Genomic DNA, 24,468 nt, shown 5'->3' with positions numbered 1-24,468 from the left:
GGGACTCCCGAAATTCAGACGGAGACAAGCACATGAACCGCTATCCGCGCAACATGATCGGTTACGGCCCCACCCCGCCCGATGCAAATTGGCCCGGCGGCGCCAAGATCGCGGTCTCCTTCGTGCTGAACTACGAAGAAGGCGGGGAAAACAACATCCTGCATGGCGACCCTTCCTCCGAAGCCTTCCTGTCAGAAGTGATCGGGGCGACCCCCTGGGAGGGCAAGCGCCATTGGAACATGGAAAGCAACTATGAATACGGCGCACGCGCCGGGTTCTGGCGGCTGCATCGCCTGTTCACCGAAAAGGGCGTTCCGCTGACCGTCTACGGCGTGACCGATGCGCTGGCCCGCGGGCCGGAACAGCTTTGGGCGATGCAGGACGCCGGCTGGGAAATTGCCAGCCACGGCAAGAAATGGATCGAACACAAGGACATGACAGAGGCCGAGGAACGCGCTGTCATGGAAGAAGGCGTTGCCCTGCACACCGAGGTCGTCGGCACTCCGCCCGAGGGCTGGTACACGGGGCGCTGTTCGATGAATACCGTCCGGCTGGCCGCCGAGATGGGGATGAAGTGGGTCTCGGACACGATCGACGATGACCTGCCCTATTGGCGCCGCTTCGGCGATGCCGAGACGCTGGTGATTCCCTATACGATGGACACCAACGACATGCGCTTTGCCGGGCCTGCGACCTTCGGCGGGCAGGAAGAGTTCTTCGAATACCTCAAGGGCGCCTTCGATGTGCTTTACGAGGAAGGCGAGGCTGGCAGCGCCAAGATGTTCTCGATCGGGATGCATTGCCGCCTGCTGGGCCGTCCGGGCCGCATGGCTGCGCTGAAGAAATTCATCGAATATGCTCAGGCCAAGGGCGATGTCTGGTTCCCGCGCCGCATCGACATCTACGATCACTGGCTTGAACATCACCCTTCCGAAACGCCGGAAATGGTCCCGAGCACCATGAGCCGCGAGGGTTTCGTCGCCGCCTTCGGGTCGATCTACGAACATTCCCCCTGGATCGCCGAACGGGCCTGGGAGGCTGAGCTTGGCCCGGTCAACGACAGCGCCATCGGATTGTGGAGCGCGCTTGTGCGGGTCTTTCGCCGGGCCTCGCCCGAGGAACGCCTTGGCGTTCTGAAGGCCCACCCCGATCTTGCCGGAAAACTGGCCACGGCCAAGCGTCTGACGGCCGAAAGCACCGGCGAACAGGCCAGCGCCGGGCTGGATGCGCTGACCGATGCCGAGCGTGAATTCTTTGTCGCCGGCAATACCGAGTATACCGAAAAGTTCGGCTTCCCCTTTATCATCTGTGTCAAAGATCATACCAAGGCAACGATCATGGAAGCCTTCCCCGCCCGTATCGCGAGCGATCCCGAAACGGAATTCAAGGAAGCCTGCCGCCATGTCGAACGCATCGCCTATCACAGATTGAAGGACCTGCTGCCGTGACGTCCCGCAGCTACTACACGCCCCGTGGCGGCCTGCCCGGCCAGGGGGAAAAGCACTATGACCCTGCCCGGTTCACTACCGCCTATGCGGTGATCCCATCGGCCTGCATGTCCGATATCGTGACCTCCTGCCTGCCCGGCTGGACCGGCGCGCGTGCCTGGATCATCGCGCGTCCGCTGTCGGGGTTCGCAGAAACCTTCGCTCAGCTGATCGTCGAACTGACCCCCGGCGGCGGTGCCGACGCCCCCGAACCCGACATGGGCGCGCAGGGCGTGATCTTTGTCACCGACGGCGTGGTATCGGTCACGCTGGACGGTCAGACCCGCGACCTGACCCCCGGCGGCTATGCCTATCTGCCCGCCGGCAGCGGCTGGAGCATTGCCAACCGCAGCGCGGCGACCACCAGCTTCCACTGGGTCCGCAAGCGCTACGAAGAGGCCCCCGGCATCCCCGCACCCGAGCCGATCTTTGGACACGACGATGACATCACCCCCGTCGCCATGCCCGGCACGAACGGCGCCTGGGCCACGACCCGTTTCGTCGACCCCGACGATCTGCGCCACGACATGCATGTGAATATCGTCACCTTCCAGCCCGGCGGGCGCATTCCCTTTGCCGAGACCCATGTGATGGAACACGGGCTCTACGTGCTGGAAGGCCGCGCGCGCTACCTGCTGAATACCGACTGGGTCGAGGTCGGGCCGGGCGATTTCATGTGGCTGCGCGCCTTCTGCCCGCAGGCCTGCGAACAGCTTGGCGATGCGCCCTTCCGCTACCTGCTTTACAAGGACGTCAACCGCCACCCGGCGCTGTCCCTGTGAGCCGGGTCATCCACGCCGAACCGCTGAGCGCCGAGGCCTTTGCCCCCTTCGGCGATGTGCTCGACGTTGCGGGGGCACCCGACAAGCTGATCAACGCGGGGATGTGCGGACGCTATCACGACCGCGCCGAACTGGATTTCGGGCCCGAAGGGCGCGCCGGGATCAGCCTGTTCAAGGCCGTGCCGCGCAGCCTGCCCTATGAATGCGACCTGCTGGAACGCCACCCCGAAGGATCGCAGGCCTTCCTGCCCATGTCGCAGGCCGCCTGGCTGGTTATCGTCGCCCCCGACGACCATGGCGTGCCCGGCCAGCCCCGGGCGTTTCTTCCGCAACCGGGTCAGGGCGTCAACTTTCATCGCGGCACCTGGCACGGAGTGCTTACACCTTTGGCAGAACCCGGCCTTTTTGCCGTGGTTGACCGGATCGGCGATACCTCCAACCTTGATGAACACTTCCTGAGCGCGCCTTTCAGGATACTGTCATAAGGCGGCACGCCCCGGTGTGCTGCGCAGCACAAGACAGGGGACAGGAAATGGCCGGAAGAATTCTCGGGACGAAGGAACAACTTCAGGATCCCGACTACATGCCGCCACTCGTGGATGCGGTGCCACTTGGCATCCAGCACGTGTTGGCGATGTTTGCGTCGAACGTCACACCGTCGATCATCATTGCCGGGGCGGCGGGCTTTGGCTTTGGCTCGGACCAGGGTGCGCTCGGCTTCCCGGACATGACCTACATGATCCAGATGGCGATGCTGTTCGCCGGGATCGCGACGCTGATCCAGACCCTGACCATCGGGCCGATCGGGGCCAGGCTGCCGATCGTGCAAGGGACCTCATTCGCCTTTTTGCCGGTGATGATTCCCGCGGTGGCTGGCCTGGGCGTCGACGGGATGCCCGGCCTGATGACCGGCGTTGTGATCGGCGGGTGCTTCCACTTCTGCCTGGGCTTCGTCATCGGCAAGTTCCGCTTTGCCCTGCCGCCGCTGGTCACCGGGCTGATCGTGCTGATGATCGGTCTGGCCCTGCTGAAGACCGGCATCCAATATGCCGCCGGGGGTGTTCCGCTGGTGGGCAAGCCGGAATACGGTACGCTGGCCATGTGGCTGCCCGCGCTGGTGGTAATCGTCGTGGCCCTGACGCTGAGTTTTGCGACCAAGGGGCTGCTGTCGGTCGCCTCGGTTCTGATCGGCATTCTGGCGGGCTACATCGTGGCGGCGCTGATGGGTCAGGTCAGCTTTGCCAATGTCGGTCGGGCCGCGATCTTTGACCTGCCGATGCCGTTCAAATGGGGCTTTGCCTTCGATCCGGCCATCGTGGTGGGCATGTGCTTCATGGCGATCATCTCGGCCATCGAGACGGTCGGGGATACCTCGGGGATCACCAAGGGCGGCGCAGGGCGCGAAGCCACCGACAAGGAGATCCAGGGCGCAACCTTCGCCGACGGCGTCGGTTCGGCCATCGCCGGTGTCTTCGGCGGGCTGCCCAACACCTCCTTCAGCCAGAACGTCGGGCTGATCGCGATGACCGGCGTCATGAGCCGCCATGTCGTCACCATCGGCGCGGTCTTCCTGATCGTCTGCGGGCTGGTGCCCAAGGTCGGCGCCGTCATCAACACCGTACCGATCAACGTGCTGGGCGGCGGTGTGATCGTGATGTTCGGCATGGTCGCCGCATCCGGGATCAACATGCTGTCCGAGGTCGTCTGGAACCGCCGGAACATGATCATCCTGGCCGTGTCCCTGTCGGTTGGCTTCGGTCTGCAACTTGAACCAACGGCGCTGCAGCACCTGCCGCGCACCTTGCAGATCCTGATGACCTCGGGCCTGCTGCCAGCAGCGGCGCTGTCGATCATCCTCAACCTGGTCCTGCCCCAGGAAACCGCCGAGGAACTGGCCGAAAAGGTCTGATTCCCCTGCCATGAACGACAAAGGCGCGCCTCGGTTGGCGCGCCTTTTCCTTTCCGCGACCCCGGTCGCGTCAGAGCCGCTCCAGCGCCAGGGCAATGCCCTGACCGCCGCCGATGCACATGGTGACAAGGGCGCGGCGCCCGCCGATCCGCTCCAGCTCATAAAGCGCCTTCACGACAAGGATCGCCCCGGTGGCCCCGACCGGATGGCCAAGCGCGATGGCCCCGCCATTGGGGTTCACCTTCGCGGGGTCCAGCCCGAGGGCCGAGGAAACGGCGATGGCCTGCGCCGCGAAGGCTTCGTTGGATTCGACCACGTCGAAATCCGCGGCGCTCAGCCCGGTACGCTCGAACAGGGCCCTGACGGCCGGGATCGGGCCATAGCCCATCACATCCGGGCGCACCCCGGCATGGGCGTAGCCCAGGACGCGCGCCGAGGGCGTGAGGCCAGCGGCCTCGGCAACCGAGGCGCGGGCCATCACCACCGCCGCCGCGCCATCATTCAACCCCGAGGCATTGCCCGCCGTCACGCTGCCGTCCTTGCGAAAAGCCGGACGCAGCTTGGCCAGGGTTTCCGCGGTCGTCGCGGGCTTGGGGTGTTCGTCGCGCTTGAATTCAACCGTTTCACGCTTCACCCGCACCTCGACCGGGGTGATCTGGCTGTCGAAATACCCCGCGTCCATGGCGGCAGAGGCGCGGCGCTGGCTTTCGGCGGCAAAGGCATCCTGCGCGGCGCGGGATATATCGACCTCGGCGGCCACGTTTTCCGCCGTGATCCCCATGTGGCCGGTGCCAAAGGGACAGGTCAGCGCGCCCAGCATCATGTCCTGGGATTGCACATCGCCCATCTTGGCGCCCCAGCGTTGCGCGGGCACGATATAGGGCGCGCGACTCATGCTTTCGGCGCCGCCCGCCAGGGCGAAATCCGCATCCCCCAGGGCCAGCGACTGCACCGCCGACACCACGGCCTGCGCCCCCGACCCGCAGAGCCGGTTGACGTTCATCGCCGGGGTTGTCTCAGGGACACCCGCCTGCATTGCGGCAACCCGCGACAGGTACATGTCGCGCGGTTCGGTGTTCAAGACATGGCCGTAGACCACATGGCCGATCTGCGCCGGGTCGACCCCGGCACGCTCAAGCGCGGCCTTGGCGACAATGGTACCCAGATCAATCGGCGGCACGGCGGCCAGACCGCCACCAAAGCTGCCGATGGCGGTGCGCGCAGCACCAAGAATGACGATATCTTCCATGAAGACCCTCCCCGTTTTCCGGCGACCCTAGCAAGGACCGCGCCCTTGTGGGCCGTGACGTTCCGGCAGTTTCCCCTGCACCCGTCGTCACCGACCCCGGGTGTCAGGCCGATCAGGACGCCCGGGTCTGCCGTGCCGCGTGGCGGGCATCGGGATGGGCCTCGCGCAGCAACTCCTGCCGGCCTTCGTCGGTCAGGATGAACACCGTGTCATCCTCGATCGCGGCGACGGTCAGATGGCGCGGCGGCATGGCACCCGCACCGGTGTCCAGCGACACCCGGTTCCCTGCCCAGACGGGATCGTCCATGACCGTATGCCCGTGCACCACGGTCCAGGGCAGGTCCCCGGCATGGGTCAGGAACCCGTCACGAATCCAGATCAGATCCTGTTCGGCCTGCTTTTCCAGCGCGACGCCGGGGCGGATGCCCGCATGAACGAACAGCCAGCCCCCCCGTTCGATCCAAAGCGGGCAGGTATCAAGAAATTCGACATGGTGTTGCGGCACGGCTTTCTGCGCTGCGGCAACAAGATCTTCGTGGTCCAGATCCGGGTCGAGGCCATAGCTGTAAAGCGTCGCCACCCCGCCCAGCCGGAAATGGGTCCAGGGATTGCCGCTGAGGATCGCGGCATCATGCAGCGTGCCGTCACGCAGGAACCGCCGGAACATCGTGTCGTGATTGCCCCGAATCGCGGTCCAGCGCTTGCCTTGCGCAATACCGGAGGCGATCTTTTCGATCACCCCGGCCGCATCCGGTCCCCGGTCGACCAGATCGCCCAGAAAGATCACCTCGTCCGCGCCATCAGGACCGGTTTCGCCGCCATCGCGGTCGATCCGCTCAAGGGCCGCGTCCAGCATCCCGGTCTGGCCGTGGATGTCTCCGATTGCATAGATGGTCATGGGTCACTCCGGACTGACTGAGATGGCAGGCAACCACGCTTCGCCGGAAAACACCAGAGAGCCCACCCGCCATGTTGCTTTCCCGGTAAAAAACAGGATCGCGGCAAGAAATTCCCTTGATCTGTTCGGGAATCCTGCTTGCATGTGCCGACATTAGGCAAGGTTCACGACACATTTGCAACGCAGCCGCCCGAGGAAACCCGAGGCAGTCCCGAGACGGTGCGCAGCATCATCCCTGATGGGGGCATTCATGAAACCCGTTTCCTACGTCTTCTTCCTGCTCGCGACGATCTCTGCGCTGCTCGGCATGGTCCTTGGCATCCAGATGTCCGCCAGTCATGACCATTCGCTGATGCCGGTCCATGCGCATATGAACCTGATCGGCTGGGTCGGCATGGCGCTGTTCGGCATCTTCTACCAGATCACCCCCGGCGCAGAGCTCGGCGTATTGCCCAAGATCCACCTTGGCCTGACCGTGCTTGGCGTGGTGGTCATCATCCCCGGTATCTACCTGGCGATCACCGGCGGCGGCGAAGGGGCAGCCAAGCTCGGCTCGGTGCTGACCCTGCTGTCGATGCTGCTGTTCACCTATATCGTCGCCACGCGGGGGCGGGCGCCGGTCTGAGGGTCCACGAAGCGGGCAATGGAAAAAGGGCCGCCCCAGGTCGGGACGGCCCTGCTGTCGTTACCTGATCAGGTGATTCAGACGGTGAATTCCAGAGGGCGGATCTGCTGGAACATGCCGGTGTCGCGCAGGGCCTTCATGGCCTCGGGCTTGGCTTTTTCATCAAGGTAGAGCAGCGCGATCGCCTGTGCTCCGGTCGAGGTCCGGCCAAGGGTGAAGTTCGCGATATTCTGACCATTCTGACCCAGGGTCATGCCGAGCGTCCCGATGACACCGGGGACGTCTTCGTTGGTGGTATAAAGCATGTGCTCACCCACCTCGGCGTCGATGTTGATGCCCTTGATCTGGATGAAGCGCGGCTTGCCGTCGCTGAACACGGTCCCGGCAACCGAACGTTCCAGGGTCGGCGTCTTGATCGTGACCTTGATGTAGCCCTCGAAGGTCCCCGCCTTGGCCTGGTTCGTGGTCGAAATCTTGACGCCACGTTCCCTGGCCACCACGGGCGCCGAGACAAGGTTCACATCCGGGTTGGCCTTTTTCAGGATTCCCGCGATGACCGAGCAGTTCAGCGCCGGCATGTTCATCTCCGACACGACACCATCGTAAAGGATGTTGATCGCCTCGACCGGTTCGTCGGTCAGTTGACCGATGAAGGTGCCAAGATGCCCGGCGAGCGCGACCCAGGGGCCCATGACCTTGGCTTCCTCGGCGGTCATCGAGGGCATGTTCAGCGCGTTTTCGACCGCACCGTCCAGCAGGTAGTTCGCCATCTGCTCGGCCACCTGAAGGGCCACGTTTTCCTGGGCTTCGGTGGTGGCGGCGCCAAGGTGCGGCGTGCAGACCACGTTGGGCAGGTTGAACAGCGGGTTCTCCTTGGCGGGCTCTTCCTTGAACACGTCGAAGGCGGCGCCCGCGACATGACCGGATGTCAGCAGCTCGGCCAGGGCTTCCTCGTCGACCAGACCGCCACGCGCGCAGTTGATGATCCGCACGCCCTTCTTGGTCTTGGCCAGGTTTTCGCGGCTCAGTATGTTCTTGGTCTGCTCGGTGAAGGGCACGTGCAGGGTGATGAAGTCGGCGCGCTTCAGCAGGTCTTCCAGTTCGACCTTCTCGACGCCCATCTTGTCGGCCTTTTCCTGGCTCAGGAAGGGATCATAGGCCGCGACCTTCATCTTCAGGCCACGGGCGCGGTCGCAGACGATGCCACCGATGTTGCCCGCGCCGATGACGCCCAGGGTCTTGCCGGTCAGCTCGACGCCCATGAACTTGGACTTCTCCCATTTGCCGGCATGGGTCGAGGCGCTGGCCTCGGGGATCTGGCGTGCCACGGCGAACATCATCGCGATGGCATGTTCCGCCGTCGTGATCATGTTGCCGAACGGCGTGTTCATCACGATCACGCCCTTTTTCGAGGACGCTTCCTTGTCGATGTTGTCGGTGCCGATCCCGGCGCGGCCGATGACCTTCAGGTTGGTCGCGTTCTCGAGGATCTTCTCGGTAACCTTGGTGGCCGACCGGATGGCAAGACCGTCGTACTTGCCGATCACCTCGGCCAGCTTTTCCTTGTCCTTGCCAAGGGTGGGTTCGAAATCGACCTCGATGCCGCGATCACGGAAGATCTGGACGGCGGCTTCGGACAGGCTGTCGGAAATAAGGACTTTGGGGGCCATGTCTGGCGCTCCTTCAGATGGAATGTCTGGGGTATCGGGCGCGTGGGATCCACGCACCCTACAGGTCATGTCGCGTAGAGTGCGCGGTTTCCCACGCACCGCCTGGATCAGGCCGCTTCGGACTGGGCCGCGATTTCGGCCTCGAAGGCATATTCAAGCCAGGGCAGCATGGCCGCGACATCGGATTGCTCGACCGTGGCACCGCACCAGATCCGCAGACCGGCAGGGGCATCCCGATAGGCACCCACGTCCAAGGCAACACCTTCCTTCTCGAGCCGTTTTGCAACGGCCTTGGCGAAGGCCGCACCGTCCTTGATGCGAGCGTCGGTGAACTTCAGGCAGACGCTGGTGTTCGACCGGGTGGCGTCATCTTCGGCCAGGTTCGCGATCCAGTCGCGGGCTTCGCAGAAGTCCCAGATCGTCTTTGCGTTGGCATCGGCGCGGCCCATCAGGCCCTTCAGACCGCCGACCTCACGACCCCAGGCCAGGGCCACGAGGTAATCCTCGACCGCCAGCATGGAGGGCGTGTTGATCGTCTCGCCGCGGAAGATACCTTCGTTCAGCTTGCCGCCCTTGGTCATGCGGAAGATCTTCGGCAGCGGCCATGCGGGGGTGTAGCTTTCCAGACGCTCGACAGCGCGCGGCGACAGGATCAGCATCCCGTGGGCCGCTTCACCGCCCATGACCTTCTGCCAGGAGAAGGTCGTCACATCCAGCTTGTCCCAGGGCAGGTCCTGCGCAAAGGCGGCGCTGGTCGCGTCGCAGATCGTCAGACCTGCGCGGTCCGCCGGGATCTTGTCACCGTTGGGGACGCGCACGCCAGATGTTGTGCCGTTCCAGGTAAAGACCACGTCGGTGTTGAAATCGACATCAGCGAAATCGACGATCTGACCGTAGTCGGCGGTCTTGACCTCGGCTTCGATCTTCAGCTGCTTGACCACGTCGGTCACCCAGCCTGCGCCGAAGCTTTCCCAGGCGATCATCGTCGCGGGGCGTTCGCCAAGCATCGACCACAGCGCCATTTCGACGGCGCCGGTGTCGGAGGCGGGCACGATACCGATCTTGTAGTCCGCCGGAACGCCAAGCAGGTCACGCGTCTCTTCGATCGCGGCCTTCAGCTTGTCCTTGCCGACAGCGGCGCGGTGGCTGCGGCCCAGGGCGGCATCCGACAGCATGTCGAGCTTGAATGTGGGGATCTTGGCACAGGGGCCGGAAGAAAAACGCGGGTTTGCCGGCCGCGTGGCCGGAGCTTCGATAGCCATTGATGGTATCCTTACAGATAATCGCCCTTCGTTGGGGAAGGGTGTCCCGCCGATGCGTATAGAAGCGATTCCCCCGCCGCGCAAGACGCTTGATGGCGCAGGTTTTCCGCAAAGCGTCGCATTCAGGCCAATCCGGCGGGGCCTTGTCGCTTATCGGGTCCCATCACCCCCGGCGGTGCCTCGTCCTGCCTGACCCCTGCTGCCCTCAGGGTTGCAGGAATTGATCCGGGGGCCCATTCTGACGCGAAATCCGTAAAAAATTTGCATTTTATGCCGTCCAAAATACCTCTTCTCATTCGAGAATTGTAAGAAACTAAGGCCCTTTGGTTGAGAAAGCCCTATGTGGCAGTGTAAAGACCCTGATCCTGCCCCGCCCCGGAGACCCACGTGTTCGCTCATTTCTGGTTCAATTATGTCCGCCCCCTGATGGGCCGCCCGCCGATGTTTCAGGTCGCTGCCCTGTGCTATCGCGGGCGCGGAGAGGATATGGAGATTCTCGTGGTCACGTCGCGCGAAACCCGGCGCTGGATCCTGCCCAAGGGCTGGCCCAAGACCGGCTATGACGCGGCCGATACCGCGCTTGAGGAAGCCTGGGAAGAGGCCGGGATCAAGCAACGCAGCATGAAACCCATCAGGATCGGGCGCTATCACTACGACAAGCGCCTTGATGGCGGCCTGCCCGCCGCAACCGAGGTCGATGTCTACGCCGTGGAAATCGACCGGTTGCTCGACGATTATCCCGAAGTCGGTCAGCGCGAACGTCGCTGGGTCCGCCCCGCAGAAGCCGCCCGGCTGGTCCAGGAAGAGGAGCTCAAGACGCTTCTGCGCCAGGCCCCGGCCCTTGTCGCCGCAAGACTGAAAGGCCGCGCAGGGCATTAGGGTCCGCGCTGGCCCCTGTGGCCAGGATCGGGCGCGGCGTCAGTTCCGCGCACCGCGCGGCCTGACAATGCCCATCCATTGCAGCGACAGCACAGAACCGCAGGACCGCCCCCGCCGGACCGCCCCGAGGACTTGAGGACAGACCTTGCCACAGAATGATCAGACACCCTCCTGGCAAACGCTTGACCGGGACCTGAACCGCCTCTCCCGCCTGGAAATGGCGTCCATGTATGCCTCGCGTCCGCTGATCGGCGTCGGCCTGTCGCTGGTTTTCGTGACCGCAGCGGCCCTGCTGGCTGCGATGCTGTCGGGCGGGGCGCCGCAAAGCCTTGTGGTCATCGTCGCCGCCGCCTTCGGGGCCTACATGGCCCTGAACATCGGCGCCAATGACGTGGCCAACAACATGGGACCCGCGGTCGGGGCCAATGCGCTGTCGATGCTCGGCGCCATCGCCATCGCCGCGATCTGTGAAAGCGCCGGCGCCCTGCTGGCGGGCGGCGACGTCGTCTCCACGATCTCGAAGGGCATCGTATCCCCCGCCGGGCTGGCGGATACACGGGTCTTCGTCTGGGCAATGATGGCGGCCCTGCTGTCGGCGGCGCTCTGGGTCAATATCGCCACCTGGATCGGCGCGCCGGTCTCGACCACCCATTCGGTGGTCGGCGGGGTCATGGGCGCCGGCATCGCAGCCGCCGGGTTTTCAGTGGTGAACTGGCCAACCATGGGAACGATTGCCATCAGCTGGGTGATCTCGCCTGTTCTGGGCGGGGTGATCGCGGCCGCGATGCTGGCCTTCATCAAGTGGAAGATCATCAACGTCGAGGACAAGATCGCCGCGGCCCGGACCTGGGTGCCGGTGTTGATCGGCCTGATGTCCTTTGCCTTCGCCGCCTATCTGGCCCTCAAGGGACTGAGCCACGTTGCCCATATTTCCCTGCCGGTCGCGCTTTTGATCGGCGCGGTCATCGGGCTGGTGACGGGCCTTGCCTCGCGCCCGCTGATCCGCCGCCAGTCCGCAGGGCTGGAGAACCGCAACCGTTCGCTCAAGGTGCTGTTCCGCCTGCCGCTGATCGTCTCGGCCGCCGCGCTGTCCTTTGCCCACGGCGCCAACGATGTGGCCAATGCCGTCGGTCCACTGGCCGCCGTGGTCTATGCCCAATCCACCGCCGACGTGGCTGGCGAAGTCTTCATCCCCACATGGGTCATGCTGATCGGCGCAGTCGGCATCTCGGTCGGGCTTGTGCTTTTCGGGCCGAAGATGATCGGCATGGTCGGCAATCAGATCACCAAGCTCAACCCGATGCGCGCCTATTGCGTCGCCCTGTCGGCGGCGGTCACGGTCATCGCGGCCTCGGCGCTCGGGCTGCCGGTCAGCTCGACCCATATCGCCGTCGGGGGCGTCTTCGGCGTCGGTTTCTTCCGGGAATGGTACATGAGCCGCCGCGGAAATGCCGAAGGCAGCATCATGCCCCGCCAGGAACGCGCCCGCCGCAAGCTGGTCCGCCGGTCGCATTTCCTGACCATCATCGCCGCCTGGGTGATCACGGTGCCGGCAGCCGCCCTGCTCTCGGGGATCTGCTTCCTGGGGCTGCGCCTGATCGGCTAGCCGCCTCTGGCACTTCCACCGCCGCCATGCTTAATGACGGCGGCAGAAACCCGGAGGCCCCCATGTTCGTCGCAACGCTGCTTACCGCGCCCGATCGGCGCCTCGATCCCTCGCTTGTCGCCGCGCTGCGCAACGCCATGGGGGGCGGCGAAGCCCGCTGGCTGTCCACCGAAGAAGCCGCCGAATTCCCGCTGCCCCATATCCCCGGAAACTTCGACGAACTGCACGAAAGCCTCCTGTCCGAGGCCGTCGACCTCTGCCTGCAACCGGCCGAGAACCGGCGCAAGAAGATGCTGCTCGCGGATATGGATTCGACCATGATCCAGCAGGAATGCATCGACGAACTGGCCGACGAAGCCGGCGTCGGCGCCCGCGTCAAGGACATCACCGCCCGCGCCATGAACGGAGAGCTCGACTTCGACGGCGCCCTGACCGAACGTGTCGGCCTGCTGCAGGGGCTGCCGCTGGCCACCGTCGACCGGGTGCTGGCGAACCGGATCACCCTGATGCCCGGCGGCCCGGAATTGCTGGCGACGATGAAGGCCAATGGCGCCTATTGCGCTCTGGTCTCGGGCGGATTCACCATGTTCACCGCCGCAATCGCCGCCCGCCTCGGCTTTGACGAAAACCGCGCCAATACCCTGCTGACCGATGGCGACACCCTGTCGGGAAAGGTCGCCCGCCCCATTCTCGGCCGCGAGGCCAAGGTTCAGGCCCTCGAAGAAATCACCGCCCGCCTCGGCCTGACCGATGCCGATGTGCTCGCGGTCGGGGATGGCGCCAACGACCTCGGCATGCTGACCCGCGCCGGTGCCGGCGTCGCCCTGCACGCCAAGCCCGCCGTCGCCGCCCAATGCAATCTGCGGGTCAATTTCGGCGACCTGACCGCCCTGCTCTACCTGCAAGGCTACGCCAGAAGCGACTTCGCCCCGCTCTGATCCCGGCTCGAACCCCGGCACGTTTCCCTGTCGAAAATATCCTGGGGGGCCTCCCGCAGGGAGGCGGGGCAAAGCCCCTGACCCGGCCCGCAAGACGCACAACGAAAAAGGCCCCCGAGGGGGCCTTTTCCTGTTTCTGAAGCGAAGCCGTCAGATCACTCGGCGGGCACCGCCTGATCCTCTTCCATGATCGGATGCGGCAGCAGGGCCAGCATTTCCTTCGGGCAGACCTGAACGAAATTCCCCAGCTCCAGTTCCCAGTGCTGCAGGATATCCGCGGCCTTGCGGCTGCCGGTCTCCGTGGCGTGACGTGCGATCAGGCTTTCCAGCTGACCCACCCAATAGGGCACGGTCACCGGACAGGTCACCAGGGTCTCCATGTTCATCATGTCGGCCGTCAGGCCCTCGGGATCATAGAGATAGGCCATGCCCCCGGTCATCCCGGCGCCGAAGTTCGGCCCGATGCTGCCCAGGATCACCGCGACACCACCGGTCATGTATTCACACCCGTTGGAGCCACAGCCCTCGATCACCACCTTCGCGCCGGAGTTCCGCACCGCGAAGCGCTCTCCGGCACGGCCGGCGGCAAACAGGTAGCCATCCGTCGCACCGTAAAGCACCGTATTGCCGATGATCGTGTTCTTGCTGGCCACCAAAGGCGAGGCCATGGCAGGCCGCACGATGATCGTACCCCCCGACAGCCCCTTGCCGACGTAGTCGTTGGCTTCGCCCGAAACCTCGATCTTCAGCCCCGGCGCCGCGAAGGCCCCCAGCGACTGCCCGGCAGAGCCGGTCAGCTTCACCGTCAGGTGATCGGGCTGCAGCGCATTGCGCATCCCGAACTTCTGCACGATGTGGCTCGAGGTGCGCGTGCCGACGGACCTATGGGTGTTCTGCACCGCATAGGACAGCTGCATCTTCTCGCCATCGCGCAGGAAGCGCGCCGCGTCCCGCACGATTTCCACGTCCAGCGTGTCGGGCACCGGATTGCGCGGCTTCAGCCGGTCGTAATGGATGTCCTTGGCGCCATCGACGGTGATCAGCAGCGGGTTGAGGTCGAGGTCATCCAGATGCTCTGCACCCCGGCTGACCTGATGCAGAAGATCGGCGCGCCCGATCACGTCATCCAGACTGCGCGCCCCGATGGAGGCAAGGATTTCGCGCACTTCCTGAGCGTAGAAGGTGATCAGGTTCACGACCTTGTCCGCCGAGCCGGTGAACTTGGCCCGCAGGCGTTCATCCTGCGTGCAGACCCCGACCGGGCAGGTGTTGGACTGGCACTGACGCACCATGATGCAGCCCATCGCGATCAGCGCGGCGGTGCCGATGCCGTATTCCTCGGCGCCCATCATCGCCGCCATGACGATGTCCCGCCCGGTCCGCAGACCACCATCGGTCCGCAGGGTCACCCGTTCGCGCAGCTTGTTCATCGCCAGGACCTGATGCGCCTCGGTCAGGCCCATTTCCCAGGGCAGACCCGCAAACTTGATCGAGGTCGCGGGGCTGGCCCCGGTCCCGCCATTGTGGCCCGAGATCAGGATCACGTCCGCCTTGGCCTTGGCCACACCGGCGGCAATCGTGCCGACACCGGAAGACGACACCAGCTTGACCGTCACCTTCACCGTCGGGTTGATCTGCTTCAGGTCATAGATCAGCTGCGCCAGATCCTCGATCGAATAGATATCGTGGTGCGGCGGCGGCGAAATCAGCGTCACGCCCTTGGTGGAATGGCGCAGGCGGGCGATCAGGTCGGTGACCTTCATCCCCGGCAACTGCCCCCCTTCACCGGGCTTGGCGCCCTGTGCGACCTTGATTTCAAGCTCTTCGCACTGGTTCAGGTATTCCGCCGTGACGCCGAACCGCCCCGAGGCGACCTGCTTGATCTTGGCGCTCGGGTTGTCGCCATTGGGCTCGGGCACGAAATGCGCCGGGTCTTCGCCACCCTCGCCGGAATCCGACTTGGCGCCGATGCGGTTCATGGCGACGTTCAGCAGCTTGTGCGCCTCGGGGCTCAGCGCCCCCAGCGACATGCCCGGCGTCACGAAACGCTTGCGGATCGAGGTGATGCTTTCCACCTCTTCGATGGGGATCGACTTGCCGATCGGCTTGATCGCCAGCAGGTCACGCAGGTGGATCGGCGGGTTGGCCTGCATCCGGGCGCTGAACTGCTTCCAGATCTCGAAGGACCCGCGGTTGCAGGCTGCCTGCAGCATATGCATCGTCTGCGCTTCCCAGGCATGGGTCTCGCCGGACTTGCGCGCCTTGTAGAAGCCGCCGATGGGCATGACGTCCTGCCCCTTGAGCCAGCCGAGGGCATGGACCTCTTCGACCTTCTTCTGGATGCCCGAAACCCCGATGCCGGAGATCCGCGACAGCATGCCGGGGAAGAATTCCGCGCACATGGCCCGGCTCAGCCCGACCGCTTCGAAGTTCAAACCGCCGCGATAGGAAGAGATCACCGAAATCCCCATCTTCGCCATGATCTTCAGCAGACCCTGATCGATGGCTTCGCGGTAGCGCTTCATGTTCTCGGTCAGGGTGCCATCCATCAGGCCGCGCTTGATGCGGTCCGCCAGGGTGTCTTCGGCCAGATAGGCGTTCACGATCGTCGCGCCGCTGGAAATCAGCACGGCGAAGTAATGCGGATCGATGCATTCCGCCGACCGCACACCGATAGAGCAGAAGGTCCGCAGCCCCTTGGCCGTCAGCCAGGAATGCACGGCGCTGGTCGCCAGGATCATCGGCATCCCGACGCGGGCCGCGTCCTGATGCTGATCGGTCAGCACGATATGGCCGCCACCCGAACGCACGGCATCCTCGGCCTCGGCCTGGATGCGCGCCAGCGCCTCCTGCAGGGCGTGATCACCACCGCCCACCGGGAAGGTACAATCGATCTCGATCATCTCGGCGTTGAAATGCGTCTTCAGCTCTTCGAACTGGGCATTGGCCACGAAGGGGCTGTTCAGCACGAGGATCTCGGTCTGGGCGCTGCTTTCATCCAGCACGTTCTTCAGGTTGCCGAACCGGGTCTTCAGGCTCATCACGCGGAATTCGCGCAAGGAGTCGATCGGCGGGTTGGTCACCTGGCTGAAGTTCTGCCGGAAGAAGTGGCTGAGCGGACGGTACTTGTTGCTGAGAACGGCCGAGGGCGTGTCGTCGCCCATCGACGCCAGCGCCTCCTTGGCGTCTTCCGCCATCGGGGCCAGCATGTTCTCGATTTCCTCGATGGTGTAGCCGGCCGCGATCTGGCGCTTGCGCAGTTCGCCGCCTTCGAACAAGGGCTTTTCGTCCAGCTTGTCCAGCGCCTCGTCGAGCTCGTTGATCTTGCCGACCCATTCGCCGAAGGGCTGGCTGGAGGCCATTTTGTCCTTGATCTCGGTGTCGTGGTAAAGCTTGCCGTCGCGCGTATCGACCGCCAGCAGCTGCCCCGGACCAAGCGCGCCCTTTTCGCGCACCGTGGCTTCGTCCGTCGGGACCATGCCCGCCTCGGACCCCGCGATCAGCAAGCCGTCGCCGGTCACCACATAGCGCATGGGGCGCAGGCCGTTACGGTCGGTACCGGCGCAAACCCAGCGGCCATCGGTCATCGCCAGGGCGGCGGGGCCGTCCCAGGGTTCCATCACGCCGTTGCAATAGGAATACATGTCGCGCCAGGCCTGCGGCAGCTCGACCGCCTGCTTGGACCAGCTTTCGGGCACCAGCATGGTCTTTGCCATGGGCGCCGAACGTCCTGCGCGCACCAGAACCTCGAAGACCGCATCAAGGGCGGCGGAATCCGACGACCCGCCGGGGATGATCGGCTTGATGTCCTCGGCCAGGTCGCCAAAGGTCCCGGATGCCATGCGGATCTCGTGGCTTTTCATCCAGTTGACGTTGCCCTTCAGCGTGTTGATCTCGCCGTTATGGGCCAGCATGCGGAACGGCTGGGCCAGCCACCACTGCGGGAAGGTATTGGTGGAATAACGCTGGTGATAAAGCGCAAAGGCGCTTTCAAAGCGTTCGTCCATCAGGTCGGGGTAGAAGACAGCAACCTGTTCGGCCAGCATCATGCCCTTGTAGATGATCGACCGGCAGGACAGCGACGCGATGTAGAGACCACCGACGTTCTTGGCCAGCGCGGCCTTTTCGATCCGGCGGCGGATCACGTAGAGCTCGCGTTCAAAGGTCTCTTCGTCGACGCCCTTGGAGTTCGAGATCAGGATCTGCTCGATCTCGGGTCGGGTCGCATTGGCCTTTTCGCCAAGGCAGTCGATCTCGACCGGGACATGGCGCCAGCCGTAGATGTAATAGCCCATGCGCAAGACTTCAGCCTCGACGATTGTCCGGCAGGTTTCCTGGGCCCCGAAGTCCGTGCGCGGCAGAAAGACCTGGCCAACAGCCATCAATTCATCGCCGCGCGGTTCATGGCCGGTACGGCGGATCTGGTCGTAGAAGAAGGGAACCGGGATCTGCACGTGGATGCCAGCGCCGTCCCCGGTCTTGCCATCCGCATCGACAGCGCCCCGGTGCCAGATCGCCTTCAGCGCGGTGATCCCGGCGGCCACGACCCTGCGCGACGGCTTGCCGTCGATCGACACCACAAGACCCACGCCGCAGGAGCTGTGCTCGTGCTCTTCGCGGAACAGGCCGTTTTCTTCCATGTGTTTGCGCTTGGCCTCTTCGGCCTTTGCCCAGCTGGCATCATATTTGGTCATGTCAGGTCTCCCTTGCCGAAGAGGCGTGCCGCATCGCGGCCCACGCCCCTGGATGTTGAGTCGATCCGGGCGCGCCCCTCTGGGGCTGTTGCGCCGGACCGCCTGTGCATCGATCGGTCTTCTGATCGGTCTGTTCGGGGCGGAAGGGACAGCGGGGCCATCCGTTCCGAAATTCTGTCCGGGGCGCGCGCAGCGAAACCGGGTCGCGGCGACGGCGGACCGGCTATTCGGCGGCGATGGCGGCGCCCGCGTTCAGGTCTTCCAGCAGGGCGGCGACACAATCGCGCCCGTCCCGGATGGCCCAGACCACAAGGCTGGCACCGCGCACGATGTCCCCCACGGCATAGACGCCCGGCAGGCTGGTCTTGCCCGACCCGAATTCGGCCCGCACGGTGCCCCAGCGGGTCACTTCCAGCCCGTCGGTGTCCCAAAGCGTCGGCAGGTCCTCGGGTTCGAAACCGAGCGCCTTGATCACGATATCGGCGTCTTCGTGGTAATCGCTTCCATCGATCACCTCGGGGCTTTGGCGACCAGAGGCATCCGGCGCGCCAAGGCGCATGCGCTGGACCATGGCGGTCTTCACGACACCGGCCGCGGCGCCCGCGGCACCGGGTTCGACCACACCGCTGGTGAAACCGACCGGGGCGGAAAGCCAGACGAATTCAACGCCTTCCTCTTCGGCATTGGCAACTTCGCGCTGCGAGCCGGGCATGTTGGCCCGGTCACGGCGATAGAGGCACTTCACGCTTTCCGCACCCTGACGGATCGCCGTGCGCACGCAGTCCATGGCCGTGTCGCCCCCACCGATGACGACGATCTTCTTGCCGGCGGCGTTCAACTCTCCGCTTTCGAATTCGGGCACGATATCGCCGAAGTTCGAGGCGCGGTTGGATGCGGTAAGATAGTCGATGGCCCGCACGATGCCCTTCGAATCTGCTCCCTCACCGGTCAGATCCCGCGTCTTGTAGACACCGGTCGCGATGATCACCGCGTCATGCTTTTCACGGATCTCGGCAAAGGAGATATCCTTGCCCACGTCGCAATCCATCACGAAGATCACGCCGCCATCCTCAAGCTGCTTGATGCGGCGCATGACCACGTCCTTTTCCAGCTTGAAACCGGGGATCCCGTAGGTCAGCAAGCCACCGGCGCGGTCGTAACGGTCATAGACGGTGACCTGCACACCAGCCTGGCGCAGCATGTCGGCCGCCGCCAGCCCACCGGGACCGGCACCGATGATGCCGACGCTTTCGCTGCGTTCGACATCCGGGGCTGCGGGTTTCACCCAGCCGCGCTCCCAGGCGGTGTCAGTAATGTATTTCTCGACAGCGCCGATGGTAACCGTGCCATGACCGGATTGTTCGATGACGCAATTGCCTTCGCAGAGCCGGTCCTGGGGACAGATCCGCCCACAGATCTCGGGGAAGGTATTGGTGGCCTGGCTGATCGCATAGGCCTCTTCAAGGCGATGGGTGGCGGTCAGGTTCAACCAATCCGGGATATTGTTGTGCAAGGGGCAGTGGCTTTGGCAATAAGGCACACCGCACTGTGAGCAGCGGCTGGCTTGCTCTTCTGCCTTGGCAGCGGCAAACTCTGCATAGATCTCATCGAAATCATGTGCGCGCACTTTCGCGTCACGTTTCTCGGGCATATCCCGGTCAACGGTCACGAATTTCAGCATCGGTTGCTTCGCCACGGCCTAGCTCCTTATACGCATAACGTCTCGGCGGGTTTTATGACATAGTGAAACGGAATAAAAGTCACAAGGGCTGACCTATTATATCTCTTTGACCAAGTTATTCGCCTTAAGCACGAATAGAGAGAGCCAATTTATGTAACGTAGCGGACCTAATTTCAGCGACTCCCCTTGTTTTCAACACGCTATCCTAATTCAATCACAGGAGACGGCGTCACCAATGCCATTGCTTCACCTTCTGCTTCTGGCCGCGATCCAGGGCATTACTGAATTTCTGCCCATTTCTTCATCGGGCCACCTGATTCTTCTGCCGGGAATCACCGGCATGGCGGATCAGGGTCAGGTACTGGATGTCGCCGTCCACGTCGGCACCCTGGGTGCCGTGGTCCTGTATTTCTGGACCGATGTCCGAGAGGCGATCCAGGGCCTGCCGCGTCTGTGCACGGGCAAGGCCGATACGCCTGGCTCCCGTCTAGCACTGCTGCTGATCATCGCCACGATTCCGGGGATCCTGTTCGGCCTGTTCCTGGCCATGACCGGGCTGGATGACAGGCTCAGATCCGTCGCCGTCATCGGTTGGACCATGCTCATCTTCGGCATCGTCCTTTATATCGCCGACCGCAGGGGCGACACGGGCAGGGTGCCCGAAGAATGGACCCTGCGCGAAGCCGTGATCTTCGGCATCTGGCAGGCCATCGCCCTGATCCCCGGGACCTCGCGGTCTGGCATCGTCATCACCGGAGCGCTTTTCGCGGGATATGAACGCAAGGCGGCCGCCAAGATCTCGATGTTGATGTCGATCCCGATGATCATCGCTTCGGCCATCTACCTGTCGGGCGAAGTCATTGCCACCGCAGATGTTCAGGCCGCCCGAGACGGGGCAATTGCCGCGGTCTTTGCCTTCCTGTCGGCGCTGGTCGCCCTGTCGCTGATGATGAAGCTGCTGAATTCGATCAGCTTCACACCCTATGTGATCTACCGGGTGCTGCTGGGGCTGGCGCTGCTGTGGTACGCTTATGTCCACGGCGCGACGATGCCGCCACACGCCTGAGCCGCAGCAACGACACACGCAAAAAACCCGGCACCGAAAGGCGCCGGGTTTTCTGTTTGTCAGGCTATCTCGTCCCCTTCTTGAAGGGGTTGTCAGATCAGATTTTCAGATTGCGCGCCGATGCCTTGATCGCCGCATATTGCCCCGAAGGACGGTGCGGCCACAGGTAATCCGGCAGGACGGTTTCAGCGGCAACCGGAGCAATACCGAGGTCTTCGAAACCCATCTGCGTACCGCTGACCACGTTGTCCGTCTTCAACTGGCGCACCTGATCGCGGGTCAGCACGGAGTTGCTGAACAGCCCAAGGGAAACCCCCGAAAGGAAATCGAGTCCACCGCCAATCAGCGTCCCGACAAAGCCCGGCATGTTCAGCACGAGGCGGCGGCGCTGAATCACGCCCAGCATCTCGCGTACACATTCGGCGAGGGTCGCTTCATGCGGCCCGCCCAGCTCATAAATGCCGCCGGGGGCCTGCCCGATTGCGCCTTTTTCTGCGGCTGCGGCGACGTCGTCGACATAGACCGGCTGGAACAGGGTCTGTCCGCCCACCAGCGGCACCACCGGTCCCATCTTGGCCATGCCGGCAAAACGGTTGAAGAACTGGTCCTCGGCCCCGAAGATCACAGAAGGACGCAGGATCATGGCGCCGGGCATCGCGGCCAGAACGGCCTCTTCACCGGCAGCCTTGGAACGAGCATAGGTGCTTTCACCCTCTGCATCGGCGCCAAGTGCGGAAAGGTGCACCATGCGGCTCACGCCTTCCTCGGCGGCGATCCGGGCGATACGACCCGCGCCCTCGTTCTGCACCGCGTCAAAGTTGTTCTTGCCGCGCGCGTCGAAGGTCCCGACGCAATTCACCACCGCATCCGACCCGATGGTGACCAGACGAACAGAGTTGTCGTCACGGATGTTGCAGAAGACGGGCTCGACCTGGCCGACGACACCATAGGTGCGCAGGAACCCGGCCTCGTTGGGGCGACGACAGGCGACGCGGACGCGCCACCCCTGATGCGCCAGGCGCTGAACGATATAGCGGCCGACGAATCCGGATCCCCCGAAAACTGTGACGAGCTTGGACATTAGACACCTCCGGCTGGTCTGCTTTCCTTGTTCCTAGCCCCCTCGCCCGGCCCCGGCAAGCGCTCAGACAAGAATCCGCATGGCAGTTTTGAAAAATCCGATGAATCGGCGTTGACAGTGTTTTGCTACCCCCATATATGCCTGCCTCACGACACCGGCCCAGGTGGCGGAATGGTAGACGCGCTAGCTTCAGGTGCTAGTGTTCGCAAGGACGTGGAGGTTCGAGTCCTCTCCTGGGCACCACTTTCCCAAGGTGGTTGATCGTCGAAACGGCCCGCCCTTCCAGGCGGGCCGTTTCGCGTTTCAGGGCCTGCATTTTGCGGGGCTGTATATCTGGCGCCGCAATGCCACCCTCAGCCTTTGGAGGCTTCCTTCATACGGTTCTGGAACTCGCGCCGCAGATCCCGGCGCAGTTCAGCCGCCCGATTGCGCCGCAAGGATTCCTCGTCCGCCAGTTCGACCTGCGGAACCGGAGTCGGCTTGGCGTTGTCATCGACGGCAACCATCGTGAAATAGCATGAATTCGTATGCCTCGAGAGGCTGGAGCGAATCTCCTGAGCCTCGACACGAATGCCGATCTCCATCGAGGTGCGCCCGGTATGGTTGACGCTGGCGCGAAAAGTCACGAGTTCGCCCACATTGATCGGTTCCTTGAAGGTGACCTGATCGACGGACAGCGTGACCGCATAGCGCTGCGAATAACGTGAGGCACAGGAAAACGCGACGCGGTCCAGCAGGTTGAGCAGCGCACCCCCATGCACCTTGCCGCTGAAGTTCGCCATGTCGGGCGTCATCAACACGGTCATTTCCAAAGTCTTCTCGGGCATCCTGGCTCTCCATCCGGCGGGGTTCTCACCACCCTAGACGGACCATTCTCCACGGCAACCGCGAGAAGCAGAACGACGGAGCTTGCCAAGCCCTGCGATCCAAAGCCGCGCGAAATTGCACCAGTCCCAAGGGGCTCTGCCCCGCCGCTGCGCGGCCCCCGGAGTATTTTCGGCCAGATGATAAAGAGCAGCGCTCCCATGTCATCTGGCCAGAAATACTCCCGCCGGAGGCATCCCACAGAGGTGACGCGCACGACATCTGCCTCTGAAACGGGAACGGTGCGGCACTGCAGGCAGACCGCACCGTCAGGTGGTTGATCAACGAAGGCCAGAAGTCTAGCCGAAGACCTTCGTCAGGGCGGCATCTATGGCCGCCGCAATTTCGTCGATCTGGCCTGCAGTGACAATCAGGGCTGGCGACAGGCAGAGTGTGTTGTTCAACCCCGGCAGCGACCGGTTGGTGACGCCGATCATCACGCCTTGCGCCGCGCAGTCCGCGACCACGGCCTGTGCGTCATTCTCGGCCACGGCAGCCCTGGTTTCGCGGTCGGTGACCAGTTCGAGGCCGCAGAACAGCCCCTTGCCGCGCACGTCGCCCACGACCTCGTGTCGGGCTTTGATCTCTTCCAGCCGCTCCATCAGGCGCGCGCCCATGGCGAGGGTGTTCTCAAGCAGGCCTTCCTCCTCGATGATACGCATGTTTTCCAGCGCGGCAGCGGGACCGGCCGTGCAGCCGCCGAAGGTCGAAATGTCGCGGAAATAGCCCATAGGGTCCGAGGCATCGTCCTTGAACATGTCAAAGACCTCTTCGGTGGTCACGAGACAGGCAATGGCCGCGTAGCCCGAGGCAACGCCTTTTGCCATGGTGACCATGTCCGGTTCGATCCCGTAGTTCTGGTAGCCGAACCAGGTGCCGGTGCGACCCAGCCCGCAGACGACCTCGTCGATATGCAGCAGGATGTCGTACTTCTTGCAGATCTCCTGCACGCGGGGCCAGTAGCCTTCGGGCGGGGTGATGACCCCGCCGCCTGCGGTTACCGGCTCGAGGCAGAGCGCGCCCACGGTATCGGGGCCTTCGCGCAGGATGACCTCTTCGATGGCATCGGCGGCGCGGCGACCGTATTCGGCGCCCGACAGATCGCCCCAGCCCTGATCGGCTGCTCGGTATTCAAGGCAATGGGGCACTTCGACGAAACCCGGCGTATAGGGTCCGTATTGTGCCGAACGCTCCGGCTGGCCGCCTGCGGACAGGCAGGTGATCGTCGTACCGTGGTAATCGCGATCCCGGAACAGGATCTTGTGCTTCTTGCCGCCGGATTTCTTGTGGGCGATCTGGCGGACCATCTTGAAGGCCTTCTCGTTCGCCTCCGAGCCCGAGTTGTTGTAGTAGACGCGGGACATGCCCGGCATCTTTTCGATCAGCTTCTCGGCAAACAGCGCGCCGGGGATGTTGCCGGCGGCACCGGCGAAATAGTTCAGCTTCACCAGCTGATCGCGCACCGCGTCGGCGATGCTTTCGCGGCCGTAGCCCACGTTCACCGTCCAGACAGCACCCGACACCGCATCAAGATAGCGTTTGCCGGTGGCGTCCCAGACGTGGATGCCCTTGCCTTCGACGATCACGCGCGGGTCGGAGGATTCAAAGGCCTTGTGCTGCACGAGGTGGTGCCAGACGTGGCGTTTGTCGGCAGCGACGATATCGCTCAGATCGTTATCATACATGACTCACCTCACAGTATTTTCCAATTATGCCACATATCCGACTCTCCGCCCCGGCAACAGAGCCAGCTGGGCGCATCGGATAGGTCCAGTTG

The 24,468-nt window shown here is 63.7% G+C and carries 18 protein-coding genes and 1 tRNA gene; 10 read left to right on the top strand and 9 right to left on the bottom strand.

Annotation, left to right across the window (positions count from 1 at the left end; genetic code table 11):
* Positions 1–32: 32 nt before the first annotated feature.
* From puuE to PSAL_RS14165, 4 genes are read left to right on the top strand one after another with little or no spacing between them, the layout of a single operon-like run.
* Entirely contained in the window at positions 33–1,448 is a 1,416-nt protein-coding gene (gene puuE / locus PSAL_RS14180; protein ID WP_119839228.1) for an allantoinase PuuE, read from the top strand.
* Positions 1,445–2,269, top strand: a complete 825-nt coding sequence (locus PSAL_RS14175) for a bifunctional allantoicase/(S)-ureidoglycine aminohydrolase (protein ID WP_119839227.1) — start codon at positions 1,445–1,447, stop codon at positions 2,267–2,269. Before puuE ends, PSAL_RS14175 begins: the two co-directional genes overlap by 4 nt.
* Entirely contained in the window at positions 2,266–2,754 is a 489-nt protein-coding gene (locus PSAL_RS14170; RefSeq protein ID WP_119839226.1) for an ureidoglycolate lyase, read from the top strand. The genes PSAL_RS14175 and PSAL_RS14170 overlap by 4 nt, the downstream gene beginning before the upstream one ends.
* A gap of 47 nt (positions 2,755–2,801) precedes the next feature.
* The gene (locus PSAL_RS14165; RefSeq protein ID WP_119839225.1) at positions 2,802–4,178 is read left to right on the top strand and encodes a uracil-xanthine permease family protein; all 1,377 of its coding nucleotides are present in this window, start codon (positions 2,802–2,804) and stop codon (positions 4,176–4,178) included.
* 70 nt (positions 4,179–4,248) lie between these two features.
* On the opposite strand, the gene PSAL_RS14160 is transcribed toward PSAL_RS14165, so the two are convergent.
* Both PSAL_RS14160 and PSAL_RS14155 read right to left on the bottom strand, forming a co-directional pair.
* On the bottom strand, positions 4,249–5,427 hold the full coding sequence (locus PSAL_RS14160) for an acetyl-CoA C-acyltransferase family protein (RefSeq protein WP_119839224.1): 1,179 nt from the start codon (positions 5,425–5,427) through the stop codon (positions 4,249–4,251).
* Positions 5,428–5,539: 112 nt separating this feature from the next.
* Entirely contained in the window at positions 5,540–6,325 is a 786-nt protein-coding gene (locus PSAL_RS14155) for a metallophosphoesterase (protein WP_119839223.1), read from the bottom strand.
* A 250-nt stretch (positions 6,326–6,575) separates the two neighbouring features.
* Between PSAL_RS14155 and PSAL_RS14150 the strand changes: the two genes are divergently transcribed.
* A complete protein-coding gene (locus tag PSAL_RS14150) occupies positions 6,576–6,950 on the top strand; it encodes a hypothetical protein (protein WP_119839222.1) in 375 nt (124 codons plus the stop codon).
* 77 nt (positions 6,951–7,027) lie between these two features.
* Here the strand turns inward: PSAL_RS14150 and serA are convergent, their stop codons facing one another.
* Together serA and PSAL_RS14140 are read right to left on the bottom strand one after the other, a co-directional pair.
* Positions 7,028–8,620 (bottom strand): phosphoglycerate dehydrogenase, encoded by a 1,593-nt coding sequence (gene serA / locus PSAL_RS14145; RefSeq protein ID WP_119839221.1) that lies wholly within the window; start codon positions 8,618–8,620, stop codon positions 7,028–7,030.
* 107 nt (positions 8,621–8,727) lie between these two features.
* Entirely contained in the window at positions 8,728–9,882 is a 1,155-nt protein-coding gene (locus tag PSAL_RS14140; protein ID WP_119839220.1) for a phosphoserine transaminase, read from the bottom strand.
* 387 nt (positions 9,883–10,269) lie between these two features.
* Here PSAL_RS14140 and PSAL_RS14135 point away from each other — a divergent pair, with 387 nt between their 5' ends.
* The 3 genes from PSAL_RS14135 to serB all read left to right on the top strand — a co-directional run bounded on the left by PSAL_RS14135 (position 10,270) and on the right by serB (position 13,305).
* Positions 10,270–10,761 (top strand): NUDIX hydrolase, encoded by a 492-nt coding sequence (locus PSAL_RS14135; protein ID WP_196222785.1) that lies wholly within the window; start codon positions 10,270–10,272, stop codon positions 10,759–10,761.
* Positions 10,762–10,978: 217 nt separating this feature from the next.
* Positions 10,979–12,367, top strand: coding sequence for an inorganic phosphate transporter (locus PSAL_RS14130; RefSeq protein WP_119839429.1), 1,389 nt, complete (start codon positions 10,979–10,981; stop codon positions 12,365–12,367).
* Between the two features lie 62 nt (positions 12,368–12,429).
* Positions 12,430–13,305, top strand: coding sequence for a phosphoserine phosphatase SerB (gene serB / locus PSAL_RS14125; protein WP_119839219.1), 876 nt, complete (start codon positions 12,430–12,432; stop codon positions 13,303–13,305).
* A 155-nt stretch (positions 13,306–13,460) separates the two neighbouring features.
* On the opposite strand, the gene gltB is transcribed toward serB, so the two are convergent.
* Together gltB and PSAL_RS14115 are read right to left on the bottom strand one after the other, a co-directional pair.
* Entirely contained in the window at positions 13,461–17,999 is a 4,539-nt protein-coding gene (gene gltB, locus PSAL_RS14120; RefSeq protein ID WP_119839218.1) for a glutamate synthase large subunit, read from the bottom strand.
* A gap of 223 nt (positions 18,000–18,222) precedes the next feature.
* Positions 18,223–19,695, bottom strand: coding sequence for an NAD(P)-dependent oxidoreductase (locus tag PSAL_RS14115; RefSeq protein ID WP_119839217.1), 1,473 nt, complete (start codon positions 19,693–19,695; stop codon positions 18,223–18,225).
* A 220-nt stretch (positions 19,696–19,915) separates the two neighbouring features.
* Between PSAL_RS14115 and PSAL_RS14110 the strand changes: the two genes are divergently transcribed.
* Entirely contained in the window at positions 19,916–20,746 is an 831-nt protein-coding gene (locus PSAL_RS14110; RefSeq protein WP_119839216.1) for an undecaprenyl-diphosphate phosphatase, read from the top strand.
* 97 nt (positions 20,747–20,843) lie between these two features.
* Here the strand turns inward: PSAL_RS14110 and PSAL_RS14105 are convergent, their stop codons facing one another.
* Positions 20,844–21,827, bottom strand: coding sequence for a complex I NDUFA9 subunit family protein (locus PSAL_RS14105; RefSeq protein ID WP_119839215.1), 984 nt, complete (start codon positions 21,825–21,827; stop codon positions 20,844–20,846).
* Between the two features lie 157 nt (positions 21,828–21,984).
* Between PSAL_RS14105 and PSAL_RS14100 the strand changes: the two genes are divergently transcribed.
* Positions 21,985–22,070: transfer RNA gene (locus PSAL_RS14100), tRNA-Leu, on the top strand.
* A gap of 110 nt (positions 22,071–22,180) precedes the next feature.
* Here the strand turns inward: PSAL_RS14100 and PSAL_RS14095 are convergent.
* Positions 22,181–22,654 (bottom strand): acyl-CoA thioesterase, encoded by a 474-nt coding sequence (locus tag PSAL_RS14095; protein WP_119839214.1) that lies wholly within the window; start codon positions 22,652–22,654, stop codon positions 22,181–22,183.
* A gap of 336 nt (positions 22,655–22,990) precedes the next feature.
* The gene (locus tag PSAL_RS14090; RefSeq protein ID WP_119839213.1) at positions 22,991–24,376 is read right to left on the bottom strand and encodes an aminotransferase family protein; all 1,386 of its coding nucleotides are present in this window, start codon (positions 24,374–24,376) and stop codon (positions 22,991–22,993) included.
* Positions 24,377–24,468 lie beyond the last annotated feature (92 nt).

The sequence above is a fragment of the Pseudooceanicola algae genome (genome assembly GCF_003590145.2).
Classification (GTDB): Bacteria; Pseudomonadota; Alphaproteobacteria; order Rhodobacterales; family Rhodobacteraceae; genus Pseudooceanicola; species Pseudooceanicola algae.
This window is presented reverse-complemented; position numbering and strand designations above follow the sequence as displayed.